The sequence below is a fragment of the Teredinibacter waterburyi genome (assembly GCF_001922985.1).
GTDB classification, from domain to species: Bacteria; Pseudomonadota; Gammaproteobacteria; order Pseudomonadales; family Cellvibrionaceae; genus Teredinibacter; species Teredinibacter waterburyi.
Genome location: NZ_MRUH01000165.1, coordinates 202,232 through 223,576, shown reverse-complemented (window position 1 = coordinate 223,576; position 21,345 = coordinate 202,232). Strand labels below are relative to the sequence as shown.

The following is a 21,345-nucleotide window of genomic DNA, read 5'->3' as shown; positions in this document are numbered from 1 at the left end:
TAGCGCTACAAACGCAAATCGAAAAGCTTACCTGACGTTATACTTGGCGTAGTTGCCGGCATAGTGAACAGTGGGTCGGCAATCATTATTTTCGCTTGAGAATGAACCGCAGTCTGTGTCGTCAGGTTTTCGAGTTGGGCTACAAAGCTATGTTGGTTGCTTCCGCTTGGCCGGTTTTCCCAGTAGATAACATAGTCTTTGCTCACCGCGACTATTGCAGCATTGATATAGCGGCCATGCTTACGCCTCCAGCGCGCTATCGTTGCTCTTAATTGCTGACGAAGGCTCCCGTCATGGCGTGCCAAATACACCCAGGTTTCGCCTTTATGCCAGTCCACAGGCTTATTAAGTAATTGGTAGGATTGATCCCACTGCCAGGTTTTTGCGTGGCTTTGCCATGCCAAGGGCGCATCGCTTTGACTTGCAGGTAACGCCGCACTTTTATCAAAATTAAAGACGGTTGCATGTAGCAAACCATAGGCTTTACCGGCGACCGATGTCTTGGTCGCCTTGTCGTATTGCGTTTTCGATGGGTATACCACCAAGGCAATTTCGTCCGGCAAAGGCTTTTTCGTGGGCGGGGGATTTGATTCGGCCGGCACAAGCAGTGGAAAATAGGCCTGCAAACCTAACGGTGTCATTTGCTGCACCGTCTGCGATATAAAGATCTCTGTAATTTTTATATCGAACTCATCACGTTTATTTAATAGCGACATCGCTCGAAAGCCCCGCCATACGCGTATACCACTGAAGTCAGCTCTGTTCACATTTAGGTCCGGTTAGGTTGCGGCACTGGTGCCGTTGGCTGTTCGACGTATTCTGCAAAATTTTATTACGGCAATTCAACTCGTCTCGTTAATTAATACCTTCCTTATTAATAGAGTGCAATTATCAATTTTGATGGAGGGTATCTCAATTGATAATTAGGCTTCTTCCCGTCAGAGCTTTATATTCACCTCCGTGAACACAGGAGTGTTTCAGAGCAAGGACGTTTGCAGGGCATGGACGTTTTCGCAACAGGGACGTTGACAGAACAAGGACGTTTCACCCACCTAAGGTTTTTAAACCTAGGATATACGAGCAGTAGGAGGGCGGTTTGATCAATACCCGTTTTATTAGTAATCAAACAGCAATGCCGCTGTTGATAACGTTATATATTCAAGCCGGAAATGATGTTTCACGTATCTACGGTTCCGTTAACGCCGAGATACAAGCGGGAGAAACTCGCGCCGTCGAATTCGGAAATCTTCGAAACAATGTACTCATTGGATTACGCGTAAATCCGATTCCGTTAGTGCCAGAGCAATCCTTTTGCGGTGCTGTACACAAACGTGGCGACGAGATGGATGTGTGGTTAAACAGCCTAGATACCCTGGAAATCTCTCTCACCAGCTTTAATCGCCTCGATGTATGTTTCAGCGTTGAAGACCTTGTTGGCGCCCACGCCCTTGCGGCGGTCTCGCGTTTATCGGCAAATCACGAATATTGAGATTAAATACCCACTTATCGGCCCCGATGGGCAGAAACTCTGCAACTTGGTCTTGAGGTTCGGGAAGTCTTGGCGGTATCCTAGGTCGCGTTGAAGAACGCGACAACTAAATTGGAGCTGGCTTATGAACCTCGCAAATCTAGACTTTCTTAAACTCGACCCTAGATATTTCAAAGCATTCGTAGCCGCTGCAGAATACGAAAACTTTTCCCTCGCCGCTACCGAAGCGGCAATGACGCAAAGTGGCATCAGCCAACACATCTCCAAACTGGAAGAGCAGCTAGGTGTAGCGCTATTTATGCGCAGCAGCAAAGCGACAATGCTCACCATCGAAGGCAAAACCCTGCTGGCTTATATTCGAACCTATAACGACTCCATAGCCAAGCTTATGGATAGCATGCATAAAGAACGCAAGCTAGTTGAGGGCATTGTCGGTTACGCCATGCCGCCGAGTTGTTTGTTGTCGCCGCACTTCCCAATGCTGTTAGAGCGCCGTTTGCAGTACCCATCACTTGAACTGAATGTACAGCTGCTGCCCAACGATGAAATTCTACCCTTGGTAATCGATGGCAAAATTGATTTTGGTTTTGTAACCGAAAAGGTTGAGCACCCACTATTAAGCTATCGCGATTTTTGCGACGAAGAATATATTCTGGTTAGCGCGACTGCCGCCGATGTGGAAGACCTAAGCTCAGACAACCTTTTGCAGCGCAGCTATATTAATTACCCCGGCATGGGTGTTTACTTTAATTACTGGGTAAACTTTTTTATGCCGGAATCCAAACACATTAGCAACCGCTCGCTGCATCACGCCGGTGAAATTAACAGCATCGAAGGCGCTATCCATATGGTAGCCGGTGGTTTGGGCATAGCCGTATTCCCACGGCATTGCGTACAACACCTTGTTGATGATGGCAAACTTCACGTTTACCAAGATGAGCAAAAAGGCGCACTGCTAAATCGCATTCACATTGTTTCCCGTAACAGCCCAGAACTGCCAACTCGCGTTTCTACCGTGGTGCAGTGGTTTATGGATATGCAAAATACCGATCATTAAAACTACAGCCGTAAATTTTCTCCTATAAAGGACCACCTATGCGTCATCACTCAGTGTTTGGCTCTACTGATGCTAGCCCTCTAGCTCAACTAAAAATTTACGGCTCTAACGGAGACTGCTGGGCACACGCCGCAAGCACCGTTGAATCCTGCTGGTCGGCACTTGGTGCTGGAGCTGATGGGCTGCACCTTAAAATCTTCGCCACCAAAACTGGCGAACTCGTTTGCGCCCCGGCAAACCAATTACAGGATTATTGCGGCGACGACGTCTGTGTGAGCCAGCTTCAATTGAGAGAGCTACAACAACTCGATGCGGGTTACAGCTTTCGTTCAACGCAGTTAGACGAGCGCGGCCAAGCAACAGGTGTTCGCGGCGACGACACCCCGTGGCGAGCCCTGCGTCTACCCGAAGAAGTAAAGAAAAGTACCAAACTTAAAGATAGAGCCGCACTGCGTTTTTTATTGTTAGAAGATGCCCTAACAATGTTTGGTCGCAGGGCCGAATTATTATTGCAGCTGCCAAATGACGACTACCCCGAAATAGAACAGCTTGCGCAAAACCTGGTGGCGCAACTAGGCCAATTTGGCTTAGTACATCGCTGTAAAGTTATTGCCAGCGAAAAACAGTGTCGGTATTTGCTGGGTGCAAGTTCAAACCCCGCAGCGAAACAAACCCTGCCGGAAAGCGCGATTATTATTAACGCCGGTGAGTTAAAAGTGACTGCGGCAATTGTTAAGGTTCTTGTGGAAGTTGGTGCCAAGGCGCTGTTGGTTAATATCGAACAGTTAATGCAACTTAACCGAACAGATTTAGCAACCTTAAGCGCCGTAGCCGAAAAGGCTAACCTACATTGGTATATTCAAAGCACAACAATGCCCTATGCTCCCAGCCCCGCAGCGGTTAAGGCCTTGGCACGTTACAGCTTAATAATAATGGGCTACTTAACTATGGGGGTTCTGCCAACTGTGGAACGCTTGCGCCCGCGGGCCGAAACCTTTAGCGAAGACTTTGCCGGCCGCGAGTTAAATTTAAATTACTGGCGAGCGGGTTACTCCCATATTAATCAAGAAACTGAACTTAGCGTACACGACGGTTTTATTATTCGTATTGCCGAAGGCAAACAGTATTCCGGTGGTGCCGCCATGTTAACTCTGCCACTGAATGGCGACTTCGATGCAAGCGTGGCCTTTGCCGTGCTCAACCCCCACCAAGCTACAACTTTTGAGCTAGCCGCTATCGCTATCGACCCCGGCTACCACAACATGAACAACAGTAAACTCAATACCCGCAACGTAAACCTCACCTTTGATGTTCACGGCGCGCCGCCCTACGCCAGTAGCGAGCGCGATCAAAACGATGCCTTTCGTTGCGGTTGGAACAACAGCTACAACCTTACCAAAATTGGTGTTGACCAAAAAACCGACGATCCAGATGTAAAGCCAAACCCCGATAAAGCCTGGGAGGCATCGTCGGTAAATATGTATAACAAATACGGCCGAGGCGTTGGCGATGGCAGCAAAGCCGTACTGCCGGATGTCTACGCCACAGGTTATTTACGCTTAGTGCGTAGCGGTACTGTTTTTAACAGCTACTACCGCGATGGCCACAATCAAGAATGGGTATGTTCTGGCAGTATGTTGGTATCGAGCATGCCGGAAGATTGCTTCCTACGCTTAGCCGCTAAGCATTGGGCAAAGGTAAAACCTGCACCGTCAAACGAAATTGTTTTTCGCGAGTTTTCCCTACGCCAGCCTTGTTAGGCGAATAAAAAAACAGATGGTTTTTTACGGGTCACTATAAATAAGCCACTATAAATAAGTAGCAATTAAAAAGTAGATGGTAAAAACACAACAATAAGAATTTTCAAAAGAGCCAGTTAAAAGCCTTATAAAAAGCCTAAAAGGGAGAAAACCGTGGCGACTCAAAGCGATAACTCAATAGAAGTAGAGCTAATAGCAAAAGTAAAAAGCTGTACCGACTGCAGTTGGTTTTGGGGCGCTGTACCACCCTACGGCCCATACCCCTCGTTCGACTGGGTAGAAAAATACCCGAAAGCGATAAAAGATGGCCCAAGCGCGGCTGTTGAAGGTTCTAATGCGCCGGTACTGTGGACCGATGTAAGCCAAAACCCCGACAAGCGTGTCGAGCCCGCTGTGCTGCGGGGGTGTAGAAAAGCTCCCATTATGACCATTGGTATAAACCCAAACATGACAGCCTTTTTCGCCAGCGCAAAATCCACTACCTGGGCTTACCCACACTTTTCCGACCCGGCAACCTACGCCTACTATTATCGTCACGCGACCATTTACCAAGAAAGCTTTGACCTAAATGTAATGGAACAACAGATTATTCCCGGTTCGGAAATTCGTGCCGAGTTTGATTGCAGCGTAGAAATCGCGCGCAGCGACACCCATCGCTGGCTGAGTTTAATCTTTCGCGACCTTAATACCGGCGAACTACTTGGCCAAGAAGAATACGCTTGGATGCCAGAAGAACGCCTAATGATCTTCGCCAATAAAGACGACAACTTTTTGGGCTTAGTTGCCCCTTCGGACGATTTAACAACTGGGGAAATTCCTGCCGTAACAAAATTAACCCCCAGTGAAGCCGGCGAAGTTCAAACCGCCGAATTTTATGCCGCCGAGCTTAATACCCCCGAATTGATTGCCACTAGCCAAATAACTGAAACGTCACAATCGGTAGAAAACCTCGCTCGCCCCGTGCCTTATTACAGCTTAAATAAAGGCGATTTGATTGCCGCAAAAGTTAAATCCGAGCCAGGCAAAAGCCTTTCGGTTTACGCCAACCCCACCGGCTACTACGAACGCCTGCAACCGGTTTTACACAACCTAAACAGCTATTTTGCCAGCCAAGGGTTTAGCGACTGCAAGCTTACAATGGGGGAGGATGTCAGCATGCACGACATGGTTGGCTGCGCATCGCCCGGTTGGGGCGCGCGCTACAATATTCCTACCGAATGGATTAGCCACAAATGCGTGAACAGTAACCGCTACATGCTGGACCAACTGATACAAAGCCAGCCGCGTGTTGTATTAATTGTTAGCACCAGCTCGCTAACCATGTTTAGCGAAGGCTTTAAAAGCATTGGTGGTGAAATTGATATAAGCCCAGAACAGGGCGATGTGTTTGAACTGTTAAAAGAAACCAGTAATAACCGCCACACTATTTCTTGGCCGAAAGGCGATGGCTCTGGCGAGCGGGTAGAATCGCGCATCATTGTTACGCCGCACTTTTCGTATGGCGACAACTTTGATACCCAAAGCCAAATCCCCAAAGCCGTATGGGCCGACTTCGCTCAGCAATTTAAGGTGGATATAGAAACCCTGCAGCAAAACAAAGTCGAAATTAAACCTGGCAGATCGACCACCTGTGTATTCTTTTCGGCGGAAAATACCGAGCTACAAGCACAACTTTCGCCTGAGTTTTGGCACGGCTTAATGACCTACTATATAAACCCCTATCAACTTATTGAGCAGGCTTTAGTAGACGAACACCAGCGCAGCCCGCTCATCAGTAACCCTAGTGCCCCGCATTTAGATCGTGCTCAAGGCGACTGCAGCTTCTGCCTAAATAGCCAATGGCAATTTCCAGAAGGCTGCGACTACGGCATTGCAGAACCTATTAGTTAACGTGATAGCTTAAATAACAACAAATAATACTGTTGTAATTCGCGCCAAGGATGGCGTAAGCAATTGAAAAACAATAACAAAAAAATCAATTACCGCAGCTGATAGTATGAATCAAATCTGATAATTTCCCCGCCAAACAGTCTCTCCATAAAATCGCCATCGAACCAATTCACCTACACGTTAAGTTATTAACGCACTTAATCAATGGCTTTATAGCAACGCGTTTTGCACAGCGCGATATTACATGGAGAGCGAAAATGGATATTAAAACACTCACAGCAGCCTTGCTGCTTTCAGGGATCATAACCGGCTGCGGTGGCGGCGGGGGTGGAACTAGCGACGGTGGCGGCAGTTCTAGCTCAAGTTCTAGTAGTTCCAGTTCAAGCAGTTCTAGTTCAAGCAGTTCTAGTTCAAGCACGAGTGGCGGCACCAACAGCTACACCATTGGCGGCGCAACTTCGGGTTTGCAGGGGGCAGGCTTGGTATTGCAATTAAATGGCGGCAGCGATTTAACCATTACCGGCAACAACGCCTTTGTATTCGCCAGCGAAATTACCGAAGGCGCAAGCTACAACGTAACCATCAAAACCCAGCCACTTGGCCCCAACCAAATTTGTAGCGTGGCTTCAGCCAATGGCACAGCAACAGCGGCAGTTACCAACGTAAACGTAAGCTGTGCAACACCCACTGCCGACGACTCGGATGCAGATGGCCTTTCTGATGTGCTAGAAGCACAATACGGCACCAACCCACTAGTACAAGACACTGACGGCGACGGTTTTATCGATAAAGAAGAAGTCGACAACTGGGACCGCTTTGGCGGCAACCACTTACGCTTTAACCCCTTAGTCGCCGATGTGCCGCGCATCTTTATGCAGCAAATGGGCACGCCGGTTATTCAGCTGTTGGCGACTACAACCGAGTCGGGCACTGTTTCTCGCGGTATGAGCAACGCCGACAGCGCCGAAGTGGAAGTAACCACCTCGCGCGGCCGCACCAATACACATCGCGTAGAAGAGCAACACACCGTAGGTGTAAACGGCGAAGTGAAAAAAAGCGGCCCGATTACCACCGGTAAAGTAGAGGCTAGTTATGAATACCAACATAACGACACCACTACCGACACCAGCTACTGGGACGAAACCACCGTAGCCACAAATCGCCAAGAAAGCAGCCAGTACTACGAAACCATCAACACCGAAACCGTAACCAGCAAAGGTGGTGAAATTAAAGTGCTGCTGGGTTTAGCCAACGACGGCGACATCAGTTACACCCTAAACAATATGGAAATTGCCGCCTACATGGTTAACCCCAAAAAGCCCGGCGATTTAATTTCGGTAGGAACCTTACGCCACGATGGCGAGCTTAGCTTTACCCCAACACCACTGGGGCCACAACAAAACCTAAGCAACGACAAACTCACCCCGTTTAATTTTGAATACACAGCCGTAGATAACCCAGACGAAATTAGTCGAATTTTAGAAGGCTCTAATCAGCTGGTTCTAAAACCGGTAAATATTTCGATTACCGGCAAACGTACCGATTTAGATTTAAACCACGCCGCACAAAATATTCGCACGCGCACCGCAGAAGTCATAATCGATTACGGCGACTACGGCAACCTAAACAACGAAACCTACCACGTAGCCATAGACACAGGTAACACCGACAGCCTCTCGTTTAGTCAGCTAATGGAAAACCACCTAAACATTCAATACGGTTTTAACGACTTTACCTTTAGCGGCCAAAGCCAGCACACCGGCCTAACATCGGTACGCAACATTGCCGCCAACAGCAACACCAACAGCTATTGGATGGTTGCCCACACCTTTACCCCCGTAGGTTCACCATCCGGCACAACCGATTCGGTTTTGTACAACATACTTAGCGACAGCTACAACGCCAGCGACATTGTTATCCGCAAAGGTGACGTACTGCACTTGGTGTACATAACCGATACCGACCTGGACGGCCTAAGCGACCGCATGGAATACTTAAACGGAACCGACATCAACAAAGCCGACAGCGACGACGACGGCCTAGACGATGCCTTTGAGCTTTACGGCTGGCGCACCAACCTAACCGCAAGCCCCTGTGATGAAGGCGACAACCTAGTTTACGTGCGCGCAAACCCATTACTAAGTGATAGCGACGACGACGGCCTAAGCGACAGCGCCGAATACGACGCCTGCACCAACCCAATGGGCGAGTTAATTGTAGATGCCGGCGATAACCGCCTCGAAAGCATGGCCACCAATATCACCATGCGAGTAGAAGCCGAAAACTACTCCAGTGCCAGCGCACTAACCTACCGGTGGACACAAACCCACGGCGTGTCAGTTGGCTCCTTACCTAATAGCCCTGCGGTAACCTTCGCCACACCCAGCCAAGTTACAACCTTAGAGTTTGAAGTAGACGTAACCGACACCACACAAAACCTCGTCGCAAGCGATACCGTAACCGTTGTAGTCGCCAAAAATGCCGATAGCGCCTGGTTTGTAGACCCAGACACAGGACACGACTTTAACAACATCGGCACGCCCGACTCGCCCCTTAAAACCCTCGCTAAAGCGATAGAAATTGTAACCGCAGACGGCGGTGATATTTACCTCAACACACCTGACAACGGCGGCGTTTACAGCAGCCTAACCACACTAGTGCTACCCGCAGACACCAGCTTATTTGGTGGCTTCGACAACAACTGGCGACGCGATGCCGTAACCCAAGTAACCCCCATCGTTGTGCAACAACCCATCGCCATAAGCCAAGCCGACTCGGTTGGCCAAGTGTGGTATAGCGGCGTAAGCGTAACCAGCGTTGCACCTGTAGACGGCAGTAAATCGTCCGCCGCGTTAGACCTATTCAACAGCGCAGAAGTCGTGCTAGACCGCGTCTACCTAACCGGGTCCGATCTCACCATAAACCCAGACCTACTCAGCAGTGGAAGCGATAGCTACATTGCCGGCAGCAGCTTCGCGGTAAGAGCCAACAACCTAATAGAGCTAGATATTCGCTCCAGCACACTAACCGCCGGTAAAGGGGCCGATGGCGCTAAAGGTACACCTGGCAGCAAAGGCGCAACTGGCAAAAAAGGTAGCAATGGCAGCGGCATAAACGGCGGTAGCGGCGGCACCGGCAATGGCAACGGCAAAACCGGTGGTGCTGGTGGTAAAGCAACCTCAGGCCTAGTTGCTTGTACCGGTGGAGCCAAAGGCGGCACCGGTGGTGCAAGTGGCAGCGTAAGCGGCGGCAGCGCAGGCTCGGCTGGTTCCGCAAGCCTAGACTGGCTAACCTGTAAATGGACTTCCGCCGGCAGCGGCGGCACCGTGTATACCCGCGCAGCAAGCGGCAGCGGCGGCAGCAATGCCGACATGGCCGACAGCTTTGATAGCAACGGCGCAATCATTCCACTACACGGCGGCACCGGCGGCACAGGAAGCGGCGGCGCTGGCGGTGGCGGCGGTGGTAGCGGCAACGGCATAGACACCAACAACGGTGGCGGTGGTGGCGGTGGCGGCGAAGGTGGCGCCGGTGGTACTGGCGGCAAAGGCGCACGTGGTGCAGGTGGCTCGTTTGCGGTAAGCGTAATAGACGTAAACTACTTAACCATTACCGACTCCACACTTAATAGTGCAGCCGGTGGCCGTGGCGGCTTAGGTGGTTCTGGCGGAACCGGCGGCGACGGCGGTGGCGGTGGCACCGGCTACGACAGCGGCGGCCGCAAAGGTGGAAACGGCGGCACCGGTGGCCCAGGTGGAAATGGCGGCATAGGCGGCGGCGGCTCTGGCGGCCCAACAGCAGCAATCGTATTACTTGGCGACACCTCCGCAGACCTAAGCAACAACACCCTAACCACCGGCAACGCCGGTAACGGCCAAGGCGCAACCGCAGGAATAGGTGGCTGGAACTACGGCATATACGTACAACCAACCGCAGTGCTACTAAGCAATAGCGACAACAGCTTTGCACTAGGCACACCCGGCAACAACGCCCCAGCTGCGACTAGTGTTTACGAACCTTAAAATAATAACTAAGTTAGCAAGTTAAAAAGGCCGAGCGAAAGCTCGGCTTTTTTATGGCGTGAATAAAAACCTTGTACCCAAGGGAAACCACTGTTAAAAAGTGTATAAAACCGGAGCGCTTTATCAGAGTTTTTATGAAAATATTAAATTAGGGAAGATTCGTTATGGCAGTAATAAGACCAAATTTTATCAGAGCGTGGGCTCTATTTTCTGAAGTCAATGTGGGAGTGAGAGAGGTAGGGAGAAAAATTGGAGGGCACGTTCAAATAAATATCGAGTCAACGATATGATCCGATACCTTGAAGAAATATTCGGGAAGCCCGACATGACGATACAGACACCGAAATATTCGGACTTCTACGGTAAAAAGGGAATAATTGTATTTTCTGGTAGTGGGTGGTCGAATGCAAGAGGACATGTGGCGCTCTGGAATGGCGTGACTTGTTCTGATGCGTGCCATTATATGTCTTCTCCGGAGAATGGACCGTTTGTACCAGACAAGGGTTATCTTTGGAGCTTGATATGAGGTTGGCGGTGATATCTTTAGTCATTCTTCTTGCATCTTGTGTAGGTGCAAAACAGGATGAGGTTAATGTGGATGATCAGATATCAACTTATAAAAGTTGGGTCTTAAGTCGGTGTTTAACTTATACATTGAAAAATGAGCAAGATAAGCAAGATGCATTAAATACTGCAAGTGCATATCTAGAGATCTCAAATTTGCCAGTGGAAATGTTTATTAGTTCTGAACCGCTTATACAAGAGTTTGTTGGTCGGACATATCAGGGCTCTATACCCGGAACGTTTAATGTAAAAAAATGCATAGACTTATTCAATAGTGATGAGTTAGATGATTTGTATCGTGAATTGAACCAATGAATCGAGCTTATTACAAAGAGACTATTGCTAGGTTCTGTGCTGATCAACCAAGCCGTATTATCGGTGAGATGGTAGCAGAGCATAACTTTACACTGTTAAATACTCAGCGCGATGCTTGGGTAGGGCAGATAGAATTACTGCAGTCGATCCTCAAAAACTCTACTGGTCAAATCTATTTTGAATACTCAATCCCAAGAATGGGGAAGCGTATTGATGTCTTATTCATTATTGGTGCTGTTATCTTCGTGGTTGAATTTAAGGTGGGAGCATCTTCATTTTTAGGAGCGGACCGTGATCAAGTCACGGACTATGCACTCGATTTACGAAATTTTCATGAAGGCAGTCATGATGCATATGTGGCGCCGGTATTAGTTTCGACGGAGTTTAAAGGTGAAACAGGCGTTAAAATCTCGCAACCGAACGATAAACTATTTTCGCCGATTTGTTGTAATGGCGCTCAGTTAGAGCAGGTTATTTCTCGTGTTCTAGCACTAGCTACGGGCACCACTCTTAACGTTACGTACTGGGAGGCTAGCGGTTACAAACCCACGCCAACGATTATCGAGGCAACGCTCGCACTTTACAATGGGCATTCTGTGGTCGATATATCCCGTAGTGATGCTGGCGCGATTAACTTAAGTAAAACATCTGCCTCGGTTGCAGAAATTATTAATTCTTCAAGGGCAAATAACGAGAAAGCAATTGTTTTTGTCACGGGGGTGCCCGGCGCCGGTAAAACCTTGGTCGGGTTGAATATAGCTACCGCGCACATCGACAAAGATGATGAGTTGTATAGTGTATTTTTGTCAGGTAATGGCCCTCTGGTTTCAATCCTTCAAGAGGCGTTGGCCCGAGATAAGGTTGCGCGCGCTAAAGAAAAGGGCGAGAAAATAAAAGTTGGTGCTGCGCGAAGCGAAGTAAAGGCTTTTATTCAAAACGTTCATCACTTCCGTGATGATGGCTTGGCCAATTTTGAAAAAGCACCGGTAGAGCACGTGGCGCTTTTCGATGAGGCGCAACGTGCTTGGGATAAATCCCAAACCGTAGACTTTATGAAGATGAAAAAGGGGCAGCCAAATTTCGATCAATCCGAGCCTGAATTTTTAATCTCCTGCATGGATAGACATAAAGACTGGGCCGTTGTGGTTTGTTTGGTGGGTGGCGGTCAGGAGATTAATAAGGGCGAAGCTGGAATCTTTGGTTGGTTGCAAGCAGTTAAAGAGTCTTTTCCTCGCTGGAAGATTTACGCGTCGGACCAGTTAACCGATAGCGAATATGGTGGCGATACAAGCGGCGACAACTGTTCTATCGAAGGATCAATTGTGATTCCTCAATTGCATTTAAAAACATCAATGCGCTCATTTCGTAGCGAGAACGTTTCACTTTTTGTAAAGCAACTGCTCGACCTTGAGTTGTCGCAGGCGCAAGACACATTCAAAGAATTATCAGAAAACTACCCAATAGTATTAACCCGTAATCTAGATCGTGGGCGCGAGTGGCTACGTGAGCAGGCAAGGGGTTCCGAGCGATATGGCATTGTTGTTTCTTCTCAAGCGGAACGGCTGCGGCCATTGGGTATACACGTTAAAGCACCCGTTAATCCCGTTAATTGGTTTTTGGATGGCAAAGACCATGTGCGTTCGTCTTATTACTTGGAGGATGTGGCGACCGAATTTCATGTTCAGGGCTTAGAGTTAGATTGGGCATGCTTGGTTTGGGACGCGGATTTTAGATACACACCATAAGGTTGGAGCAATTTTTATTTTAGAGGTAACAAATGGCAACGGATAAAAAAAGAAGAGCGCCAGATGTACCAGAAAAATGCGTATCGTGTTCTACTCACCCGAGCGAGGCAGGGCATGATTGTGGTTGTACCAGAGGGAAATGATAAGGACCAAACTAGGCCTAGAAGATATTATGATGAGACTTACAACTATCTGGCGAAAATTGGGCTTAAGGTTCTTTTTTGACCGTAGGCGATTTTATAGGTTGCGCTTTAGCAGCCTTTAGCGCAAGTATGATTTGGTGATATAAATGAAAATATTAACTGATCACGAATTCAGCACCAGTTCGACGCCTTCGGGGACAAGCCTTATATCACGAGCTGAAAAGCATACGGATCAATTGATTAAGGGGGCCTATCTAGAGCTTTGACTTAGAGTAGGTGAAAGTATCTTGTCTTTATGGCCGATGATGTACCCGACGAAGATATACTCCATATACAGCTGCTTGACAAAAGTTTAAATATCATTGACGCAGCGACAATCGGTGGTGTGTGTTTTACGGGTACTTCCACAAAATATAAGGTGCAAGAGCTTAATAAAATGACATTTAATTTTATAGACGGTAGTGAGTGGTGAATAGATGTGTTGGATAAGCGGGTTTTTCCCTTCCATTTATCTCCTCGCCGCGTGGTGTACATAGAGGAATATATTTTTTCAATACTTTAAACTATATGGAAACCCTAGACCCGAGTGTAAAATTAATAACGGCAGTTATGGTGATGTGAGAAGGTCGCTGGGAAATTGATGTGAACGTGGGATATAAGTCGCTAGGCGTTAAATGATTACTTTCTCAAGCCTTTTAGCTTTCGTTTTTATATTAATGTTACTAGCCTGCATTCCCAATGTGATTTTTGGACAGGTTATGGTGCGAAATCTCAGAAAAAACAAAAAGACTAAGGATTCGCTAGGGCTTGAGTATGTGAGTGGCTGGGATATTGTTAACGTGGTGCAGGCATTAGCCTTCCCTCGCTCTAGGAGTAATAAGCGCAAGAACAGCCGCCTTTATTTATGTATGTAAATACAATGGTATTACTTGGAAACACAGCGAAACTAGATCGTTCTATCGGCGAACCATTTTGCTGGTTAATGATGGTTTCGGATTTGCCTGGAGCGGTGCTCACTTTATTAAATTCCGTAGCTCTTTTTTCGGAGTGAGGAACTGTCAAGACCGGAATAGATTGTAAATAATAAAACAGCACCGAATGTGGTTTTTAGTAGTCGCACATTGCAAAGTGTACGCGTGCTTACAATACGGCAGGGACTACCGTGGAATGCTACTATGGAACCTTTATATGAAATATATTTTGATAGCGTCACTATGCTTGTTGGGCTGTACAAGCAATGCGCAAACAAGTGAGAAGCCCTCCGGCGAGCGCGTATTGGCTTCATTATTTGATGGGGCTAGTGTTGTACTTTCTACCGAGCCGCTGTGCGATATGGTATCAGTATCTTTAAATAAGAAAGATATCCAGTTAAAAGATCATTTAGCTAGTGTGTTGGCTACTTCATATGAAAGTGAAAATGTAACAACTGTTACTACTAGCTGTAGTGATTCAAAGCATCAGTCTCGAAATGATGAAGTAATCGATATTTGGGACTGTATGTTGGTAGTTAACGAAACCAGTTCGTCGGGTGAATTTATATCGTCGTCGACTATTGCGTTCGGGCTTGACAAACAGGATATGGTGTTGTTGCCGAATTCACTTCGGTGTTTCTAGGGGTATGATTCCTACTTTCGAACATGCACTTAGATCTGATGGCGTATTTCTCTAGGCAATAAGTAAAATCGAAACAGGGAGTGAAAATGTTAGAACGTGTACATAAGGCTATTCAGTTCGTCAACAAAAGGGACCGCCACTCCATTTCCTTTACTGCCCCCCCCCCCAAAAAAAAGTAGCAGAATTAGTTTGTAAAACAGCCCGCTGTCTTACTGTCGGACGAGCTGCGAATGGAAATAATACGGAGGTTTAAATGCGACCATGAATAACGAGTTCACGATGAAACATAGCGCTCGGCGCTTAATACTCCTTGCGGTATGTTTGACTGGCTTCGCAGGCCTAACTTCCTGTGAGGAAAGGGTGCCAGAAAAAGTACAAGTTCCCCTTCATGCTTATTCAGTAGCTGTCGAGCGCTATAATAATAAAGGTTTGGAAATAATCTACCCAGCCGAATGGTCTGTGCTTCATGATGAGGCTGGTGTTATCGCAGACCGTACCGTGGCATTTGAAACAAAAGATGCGTCGCGGATTACACTGTTTTTCTATAAAAGCCAAGAGCGTACTTATCCAGATTTAGCGAATAATCTAGAGCAACAACTTCGTTTACGAAGCAGTAAGGATGTAAAAAAATTTCAGAGAGAGGTAGTAGGTGTTGCAGGTTATAAGGGCATAAAACTTACCTGGACAAAGCTTGGCTTGGGGGAGACAAAAAACGAAGCGACTATTCTGCAGCTTCAGGCGAAGCCATACCCAGTGTTCGTTCAGTTTCATCTATTCGATGCCGATATTGAGTATCAAGCGACAACTAATCTTGTTCCGTTCTTACATGGAATTTCATTCGATCCACAAGGAGTAAACTTATGAGCGAGAAAAGCTCTGGTTACGATGGTGCCTTAATTAGCGAGCTAGGCGTTAAGCGATATTTGAAAGGTGTAAAAGCACAAGGTTTTTCCAATATAGATTTTTTTATTCGCGGGTCAGAATTAGCTAAGGTCTGGAAGGAGTGCAGCTTCGGGTGTCATGGGCCCAGTTATCGCTCCTTAAAACGACATTCCACAAAAAGTGAATTACTGCAGCCGCTGGATAATATTTCGCCCGCGCTCGCTGGCTTAGTCGACGGCGCTCAACACCAGACTATAGGCCAAGTAGAACGGCTTGCTGGCGGTATTCAACGCACCGCTGAAGGCTTGCATGCAACCGGTGCAAAGAGTTTTGCGAAAGTTGGTGATGAAAATTATGCTGCATATTCTTTCGCCAGTGTGGTGTTGGAGAAGTTAGTATCCTTTGAAATTAATTTATTGGATAACCCCATATCGCAGATTGCAATGGCGGTGGTTTCCGAGTATGTCAGCGTTCTTCCAGAGTGGTTGATAGAAGATACCTTGAAAGAAAAGGCACTAAAATTCCCTGATAAAATGGACACTTTATGGGTTATTAAGGCTTTGTCGATGGGGATTATAGAGCATACCTCTCAAGAGGATTTAACCAAGGCAGTAAACTTACTTAATGACCCGGGCCAACGATTTACTGGCAAACAGTTGGGTAAAAGAATGGCCTTAGCACTCAGTTATGCCATTGCATCTGTGGTCACAAAGAAGCTGATGGCGCAAAGTGCAGAGATACCTGGAATTAAACGAGACCTTGTGAAGGTTCGCAAGGTAACAAAACCATTAAAAGGCGGTTTGGGAGCATCTTTACTTACATTACTAGGGTCTCAGGGGCACCTCAATAATGCGGCGCAAGCTAGCAGACGCTTGCAGATTGCCAGCCCAAGACTATGGAATATTCTGCGCTTCAAATTGAATGGTGCCAATATGGTCTATTTTCTGGTTGAGAATATGTTGAGCGAGTATATCGATCGTTTGTCGCTCCTTGAGCGTAATCCAAAGGATTTTGCAAAGGTTATGTTTGCAATGGTTAGAGACAAGAAAACACCTGCAATATATTTCCCGGGTTTCCGGTCGTAATTGTTTGCATAATGTCCCGTAATCTAAGGCCGAACTATAGAGTACTCGGATAACAGCTTTGGTATTACTGATCGTGTAGTCGCGGGGCTAGATAAGCTGGGTGATAACGCTGAGCGCTACCTCGAAGAGCAGAAAAAGAAAGCGTTAAATACTACGAGTAAAGTTATAAGTGAGGTTATTGATTACGCTGTGTCATCCGCAAGAACCTTAGCCATACGTTGAGTGCAAAATAATATCAAAGATTGCTTATCTCCTATACCGAGAATTAGATAAATGGAAGATCGAGTAAGACCGTCGTTATTAAATCGAATTCTTACCCCAATAGTTTTTTTATTGGGGGCGCGTGTGCAACTGTGTGGTTTATTTATAGTATTAATTTGCTGCTAGAGGTAATGGCAGCGGCCTAGTGATAGTAGATAAAGGCTCTTACTATATGCTTGGTGTTGGCATAGGTATGCTTGATCTCGCGTTTACCATCATTTGGGAGCAATGGCTAACGAAGCCGTTGAGTAAGCGAGTAACGTCTATATTCTCTCGCGTGGCTATTGGAAGTGTCTTTTTGTTATTTGCCTTGCCTCATGCCATACATTACGTGGCTGATCAGAATCTTAGAGCTAAAGACTATACGGTTTGCGAGGCGGCATGCCATCAATGGTTGTTTGTTCGGAATATTGTGTACGTTCAAGAAACGATAGAATACAGTGAAAGCTTAAAAAATAAATAACATGTCTCTGGGCCTAAGTCTCTTGATTGAATCGATGTGTGTGCTCTGTGATGGTTTGTAATGCGTTGAGCGTCGGGGCTTTGGTGTGTTAAGTTTAATTCTCCGGTAGTCCTCTTTGTCTCGAGAGATATTACATTTCACGAGAAAGCCTATGCACAAATCAAGCTTCAGTAACTATATATTTACCACTAACAAAGACGGTAGTGGTAAGGCCGCTTCTTATATCAAGGCCTTGGATTGGTTGGTTGAAATGATCAAATGCGTTGATAATGGCTTTTCAGATTGTAGGGGAATGGCTTACGAAGAGCTAAAGTGTTTATGCTCTTTAGACGATAGTGCAGAGTTTATTGAAGAGGGAGTCGATTATGGATGAAAAGCTATTAAAGTTTGAAGTGCAAAGCAATGGTGACTTTGAAATTTTTTGGAATAAACTGACTTCGGAAAATTCATGGTCTTTGTTGTACGCGAAAGAGGCTTTTTCGGAATACAAAAAATTTGTGTGGTTGGCTAGTGTTAGTCCGTCGAGAGTTGTTCCATCTACAGTAGTTGATAAAGTATGGCATTTACACATGACTTTCACTAAATCCTACTGGCTCGACTTCTGCCGAGAGGTACTTGGTTTCGATTTTCACCACATCCCATCATCGCAGACCAGCGCTAGTAAGCAAGCCGACAAAATACAGTATGAAAACACTTTGCTAATGTATGAGCGGGAGTTTGGCGGGAAACCGAATGAACGTTATTGGCCAACATCTAAAAAAAGTCGATTAGATCTTGCAAGGTATGGCATGTTCGCGCTATTTACAACTACTTTTCTAACCGCCTGCAGCTTTTCGTCTGACGGGAAAATAATGATGGCGATAAAGTGGGGTGTAGGTGTTTACGTGGTTTACAAAGTAATAAAGTGGCTCTCATCAAGCGACGGTCCTGGCGGCAGGGGAGGTCATGGTTGTAGCGCTGGTTGCGGTAGTAGTTGTGGCGGAGACTGATCAAACGCGGAGATGAATAAGAATAAAAACAAATGAGCTAGTATTAATTGAAATCTATTGCGGTAGAGATAGTTATTTCCTATGTTATGGATGACATAAAGTGTGAGTTTTTGCGCTGCGAGTAGTCTTTTTCTATGCGAAATTACGAAGTAATGGCGTTCTTATCAGATTACCTACACACGAGTACATCGCAGCTCAACTAATACAGATATAAGCTTTTACATTTAAAGGATGAATTATGCCGAATAATAGCGGGAAGTATTGGGTGACGTGGGCAAATACGCACGCCAAAAATAGCAATAAAATAGACGATCTTGATCCTGTTTTTAAGGCCAGTATTAAGGCGTTCATAAAAGCTCTTAACGACGCAGGTGCTACGGTTGATGTTTCAACGACAAAAAGAAGCGACAAAAGAGCGTACTTATTTCATTGGAGCTGGAAAATATCCCAGTCAAAATGTAATCCGTCCGATGCCAATAAAATGGTTGGGGTGGATATCAAATGGGATTACGGTGATCTAGCTAAGAGTAAGGCTGGGGCTCTGGAAATGGTGATTGGCTTCGGTTTGGCTGTTCCCCCAAGAAGTATAAATCCGCCGTCTTTATCTAGTAATCATATTGCAGGAAAGGCAATTGATATGACTATTAGGTGGGCGGGCGTAATTAAGATTAAAAAGAAGGATGGGAGCGAGATTCCGGTTGCTTACACCCAAAATGTTAACGCGAACTCTGCATTACACTCTATTGGAAAATATTACGGAGTTAAAAAGTTAAAAACAGACGCACCACACTGGTCGTACAATGGACGGTAACATGAAGCTATTAGTCTTACTTACGTTAATTTCTATTTTGTTTTCGTGTTCTATTCCGACAAAAAATCCTAAAGTTGACATCGACCTTAATATTGGGTGGCTACACGGGAACTGTCTTGCAATAAAAAATGATAACCTCGCGAGCAATACAAAAATAACTGTATTTGATTTCGAGATGGAAAATCAATTGGTACCCGCGAGTGTAATAAGCGTAGCGCAGTCTGGTGAGGATTGTTACGCGCTTTTAGATGACCGAATAAATGTCAATACTTTAGCGGGGTACTCTTTCTATACGGTTAAAAGCTCGCGCTCGATTGGTGTGGCTATAGGCTTTGTGGATATTGGCAATCCCGCCGCTTTAACATTTGAATATTGCACTACCACCGAAGGCATCTATTTTTCTGTTGAAAAAAATCGGTTTAAGATATGGGATGGCTATTACTATCTTGGTTATGAGTCAGATCCGACTTGCGAAGAGTAAGCTGACATTTTATTCGGAGAATTTTTCTGATCATTTTTAAGTGTCGCGCGTAACAAATATTTTTTTCGGTCAGCACGGCTAGAACTGCCGCGGAATTATACTATGCCATTAAATAATATCTCTCGAATGAAAGGCATTGTAGTTTTAATTGTCGCCCTATTAGCGTCGTGCTCAACTTTAGATAACGACCTTAAAGCAGCAATATCGTATGGCGAAATTATTGAGCTTAACGAGTATTCGAAGAGCGTCGACAAGCAATTGCTAGTACGCCTGTTCAGTTCGCCGATATATAATGAAAGCTGCTTTGTAGAAGCGCACGCTGTTTGCCAGTACCAATACTATTTAAGTGTGTCGACTTTCGATGAATACCCTGAGTTCAATATATATCGCTTAACCGATGTAGGCGAGATAACCGATGTTAAGTGGTTGGAATCTACAGCTATAGACAGTGCAATAATTGAGTTTAATTTGAATACATATACGGATATGGCCGTGGGGAATAATCCCGATTTAGATGTCGACAATGGTGTTTTAAGAGTTATGCTAAGCGCTAAATCAATCGAGGAATCCTCAGCCGCTTTATCAACAGAGTAAATTTTTAGCGGTTTTTGTATTCTAATAAATTATTACAACTAAGACGGGAACAGAAGCTTCGCTCATCATCAGCTGAATTGTGATAATTAACAATACTAATTGCAGCAGGTCTCGCTTTTCAGCGCGTGTTTATTAGTCATTAAGGGCAGCCAACAAGGATATCTATGAAAGCAGTGGTATATAAAAAATACGGGCCTCCTGAGGTTCTCCAAGTTGAAGAAGTGCAAAAGCCGTGCCCCGGTGATGACGAAGTCTTAATAAGAGTACGTGCGGCTGAGGTAACCAAGGGCGACTGTGAAATGCGTAGTTTTAACTACGCGGTAAAGTGGTTTTGGTTGCCCTTGCGGCTGGCGATGGGAGTACGAGCGCCAAGGCGACCAATATTGGGCGGTTATTTTTCGGGTGAAGTTGAAGCTATTGGCAAAGACGTTTCTAGGTTTAAGGCGGGAGACCAAGTGTTTGGTGCGGCGCAACTTAAGATGGGTGCTTATGCTGAATATATCTGTTTGCCCGCGCACTACACTATTGTAGAAAAGCCACGCAATATAAGCTTTGAAGAGGCTGCGGCGGTACCGCTAGGCGGGTTAAATGCCCTTCATTTTATGAGAAAAGCGAATGTTCGTTCAGGAGAAAAGGTTTTAATCAATGGTGCTGGAGGCAGCATTGGAACCTTTGCGGTTCAAATTGCGAAGTTAATGGGCGCAGAGGTGACGGCAGTTGATAGCCCTATTAAAGAAGATATGCTTCGCAGTATCGGTGCCGACCATTTCATCGATTACACGAAGCGAGATATTACCTATAGCGGCGAAAGCTACGATGTAATTTTTAACATGGTCGCCAAAAGTTCCTACTCCCGATTCATGAAAGTGCTTAGCCCCACTGGGCGATATTTGATGGGGAACCCGCGTATATCCGATATGTTAAGGTCTTTTCTAACATCGAAGTTTTCCGATAGGTCTGTATTTTTTGCCTTCGCAGGTGAAAAAGAGGAAGAGTTGCTCGCTCTAAAAGACATGATTAACGCGGAAAAAATAAAACCCGCTTTAGATAAAATCTACTCGATGGAGCAAGTAGTGGAAGCGCATCAACGCGTTGAAAAAGAACAGCGGTTAGGTATTGTTGTAATCGCTACACACCTAAACAACGTAGGCTGAGTGTACTTAGAGCAAGAGGGTATTAC

Annotated in this window: 17 protein-coding genes and 2 pseudogenes; 18 read left to right on the top strand and 1 reads right to left on the bottom strand. The window is 46.1% G+C overall.

Features of this window, described 5'->3' with window-relative positions; translation table 11 throughout:
• Positions 1-5: 5 nt before the first annotated feature.
• A complete protein-coding gene (locus IDZ20_RS13260; RefSeq protein ID WP_188151904.1) occupies positions 6-716 on the bottom strand; it encodes a hypothetical protein in 711 nt (236 codons plus the stop codon).
• Positions 717-1,096: 380 nt separating this feature from the next.
• Between IDZ20_RS13260 and IDZ20_RS13255 the strand changes: the two genes are divergently transcribed.
• The 18 genes and pseudogenes from IDZ20_RS13255 to IDZ20_RS13170 all read left to right on the top strand — a co-directional run bounded on the left by IDZ20_RS13255 (position 1,097) and on the right by IDZ20_RS13170 (position 21,319).
• Complete coding sequence (locus IDZ20_RS13255; RefSeq protein ID WP_188151903.1) at positions 1,097-1,489, top strand: hypothetical protein; 393 nt, start codon at positions 1,097-1,099, stop codon at positions 1,487-1,489.
• Between the two features lie 124 nt (positions 1,490-1,613).
• Positions 1,614-2,546: a LysR family transcriptional regulator gene (locus IDZ20_RS13250; RefSeq protein ID WP_188151902.1), complete on the top strand. Its 933-nt coding sequence runs from the start codon at positions 1,614-1,616 to the stop codon at positions 2,544-2,546.
• Positions 2,547-2,584: 38 nt separating this feature from the next.
• Positions 2,585-4,306, top strand: a complete 1,722-nt coding sequence (locus IDZ20_RS13245) for a hypothetical protein (RefSeq protein WP_188151901.1) — start codon at positions 2,585-2,587, stop codon at positions 4,304-4,306.
• 153 nt (positions 4,307-4,459) lie between these two features.
• On the top strand, positions 4,460-6,196 hold the full coding sequence (locus tag IDZ20_RS13240) for a hypothetical protein (RefSeq protein ID WP_188151900.1): 1,737 nt from the start codon (positions 4,460-4,462) through the stop codon (positions 6,194-6,196).
• A 257-nt stretch (positions 6,197-6,453) separates the two neighbouring features.
• Positions 6,454-10,218, top strand: coding sequence for a thrombospondin type 3 repeat-containing protein (locus IDZ20_RS16445; protein WP_188151899.1), 3,765 nt, complete (start codon positions 6,454-6,456; stop codon positions 10,216-10,218).
• A 256-nt stretch (positions 10,219-10,474) separates the two neighbouring features.
• Positions 10,475-10,744: pseudogene (locus tag IDZ20_RS16530) on the top strand (T6SS effector amidase Tae4 family protein); the annotation flags it as partial.
• Complete coding sequence (locus tag IDZ20_RS13225; protein ID WP_188151898.1) at positions 10,729-11,097, top strand: T6SS amidase immunity protein Tai4 family protein; 369 nt, start codon at positions 10,729-10,731, stop codon at positions 11,095-11,097. The pseudogene IDZ20_RS16530 and the gene IDZ20_RS13225, both read left to right, overlap by 16 nt.
• Positions 11,094-13,067 (top strand): annotated as a pseudogene (locus tag IDZ20_RS13220) (DUF2075 domain-containing protein). The gene IDZ20_RS13225 and the pseudogene IDZ20_RS13220 overlap by 4 nt, the downstream one beginning before the upstream one ends.
• A gap of 1,106 nt (positions 13,068-14,173) precedes the next feature.
• Positions 14,174-14,599 carry a hypothetical protein gene (locus IDZ20_RS13215; RefSeq protein WP_188151897.1) on the top strand — a complete coding sequence of 142 codons (426 nt, stop codon included), beginning with the start codon at positions 14,174-14,176 and terminating at the stop codon, positions 14,597-14,599.
• Positions 14,600-14,860: 261 nt separating this feature from the next.
• Positions 14,861-15,463 carry a hypothetical protein gene (locus IDZ20_RS13210; RefSeq protein ID WP_245792323.1) on the top strand — a complete coding sequence of 201 codons (603 nt, stop codon included), beginning with the start codon at positions 14,861-14,863 and terminating at the stop codon, positions 15,461-15,463.
• The gene (locus IDZ20_RS13205; protein ID WP_188151896.1) at positions 15,460-16,566 is read left to right on the top strand and encodes a cellulose-binding protein; all 1,107 of its coding nucleotides are present in this window, start codon (positions 15,460-15,462) and stop codon (positions 16,564-16,566) included. Before IDZ20_RS13210 ends, IDZ20_RS13205 begins: the two co-directional genes overlap by 4 nt.
• Before the next feature lie 406 nt (positions 16,567-16,972).
• Entirely contained in the window at positions 16,973-17,290 is a 318-nt protein-coding gene (locus IDZ20_RS13200) for a hypothetical protein (protein ID WP_188151895.1), read from the top strand.
• Positions 17,291-17,441: 151 nt separating this feature from the next.
• Positions 17,442-17,663: a hypothetical protein gene (locus IDZ20_RS13195; RefSeq protein ID WP_188151894.1), complete on the top strand. Its 222-nt coding sequence runs from the start codon at positions 17,442-17,444 to the stop codon at positions 17,661-17,663.
• A complete protein-coding gene (locus IDZ20_RS13190) occupies positions 17,656-18,279 on the top strand; it encodes a glycine-rich domain-containing protein (protein ID WP_188151893.1) in 624 nt (207 codons plus the stop codon). Before IDZ20_RS13195 ends, IDZ20_RS13190 begins: the two co-directional genes overlap by 8 nt.
• 238 nt (positions 18,280-18,517) lie before the next feature.
• Positions 18,518-19,090 (top strand): hypothetical protein, encoded by a 573-nt coding sequence (locus IDZ20_RS13185; RefSeq protein ID WP_188151892.1) that lies wholly within the window; start codon positions 18,518-18,520, stop codon positions 19,088-19,090.
• 1 nt (position 19,091) lies between these two features.
• Positions 19,092-19,571, top strand: coding sequence for a hypothetical protein (locus IDZ20_RS13180; protein WP_188151891.1), 480 nt, complete (start codon positions 19,092-19,094; stop codon positions 19,569-19,571).
• A 102-nt stretch (positions 19,572-19,673) separates the two neighbouring features.
• Positions 19,674-20,165: a hypothetical protein gene (locus tag IDZ20_RS13175; protein ID WP_188151890.1), complete on the top strand. Its 492-nt coding sequence runs from the start codon at positions 19,674-19,676 to the stop codon at positions 20,163-20,165.
• 164 nt (positions 20,166-20,329) lie between these two features.
• Positions 20,330-21,319 (top strand): NAD(P)-dependent alcohol dehydrogenase, encoded by a 990-nt coding sequence (locus tag IDZ20_RS13170; RefSeq protein ID WP_188151889.1) that lies wholly within the window; start codon positions 20,330-20,332, stop codon positions 21,317-21,319.
• Positions 21,320-21,345 lie beyond the last annotated feature (26 nt).

What these genes read in the sequence shown, in the direction of transcription:
- IDZ20_RS13260 (WP_188151904.1), bottom strand. Translation starts at nt 716, where the DNA reads ATGTCGCTATTAAATAAACGTGATGAGTTCGATATAAAAATTACAGAG.
- IDZ20_RS13250 (WP_188151902.1), top strand. Translation starts at nt 1,614, where the DNA reads ATGAACCTCGCAAATCTAGACTTTCTTAAACTCGACCCTAGATATTTC.
- IDZ20_RS13245 (WP_188151901.1), top strand. Translation starts at nt 2,585, where the DNA reads ATGCGTCATCACTCAGTGTTTGGCTCTACTGATGCTAGCCCTCTAGCT.
- IDZ20_RS16445 (WP_188151899.1), top strand. Translation starts at nt 6,454, where the DNA reads ATGGATATTAAAACACTCACAGCAGCCTTGCTGCTTTCAGGGATCATA.
- IDZ20_RS13215 (WP_188151897.1), top strand. Translation starts at nt 14,174, where the DNA reads ATGAAATATATTTTGATAGCGTCACTATGCTTGTTGGGCTGTACAAGC.
- IDZ20_RS13210 (WP_245792323.1), top strand. Translation starts at nt 14,861, where the DNA reads ATGAATAACGAGTTCACGATGAAACATAGCGCTCGGCGCTTAATACTC.
- IDZ20_RS13205 (WP_188151896.1), top strand. Translation starts at nt 15,460, where the DNA reads ATGAGCGAGAAAAGCTCTGGTTACGATGGTGCCTTAATTAGCGAGCTA.
- IDZ20_RS13195 (WP_188151894.1), top strand. Translation starts at nt 17,442, where the DNA reads ATGCACAAATCAAGCTTCAGTAACTATATATTTACCACTAACAAAGAC.
- IDZ20_RS13190 (WP_188151893.1), top strand. Translation starts at nt 17,656, where the DNA reads ATGGATGAAAAGCTATTAAAGTTTGAAGTGCAAAGCAATGGTGACTTT.
- IDZ20_RS13185 (WP_188151892.1), top strand. Translation starts at nt 18,518, where the DNA reads ATGCCGAATAATAGCGGGAAGTATTGGGTGACGTGGGCAAATACGCAC.
- IDZ20_RS13180 (WP_188151891.1), top strand. Translation starts at nt 19,092, where the DNA reads ATGAAGCTATTAGTCTTACTTACGTTAATTTCTATTTTGTTTTCGTGT.
- IDZ20_RS13175 (WP_188151890.1), top strand. Translation starts at nt 19,674, where the DNA reads ATGCCATTAAATAATATCTCTCGAATGAAAGGCATTGTAGTTTTAATT.
- IDZ20_RS13170 (WP_188151889.1), top strand. Translation starts at nt 20,330, where the DNA reads ATGAAAGCAGTGGTATATAAAAAATACGGGCCTCCTGAGGTTCTCCAA.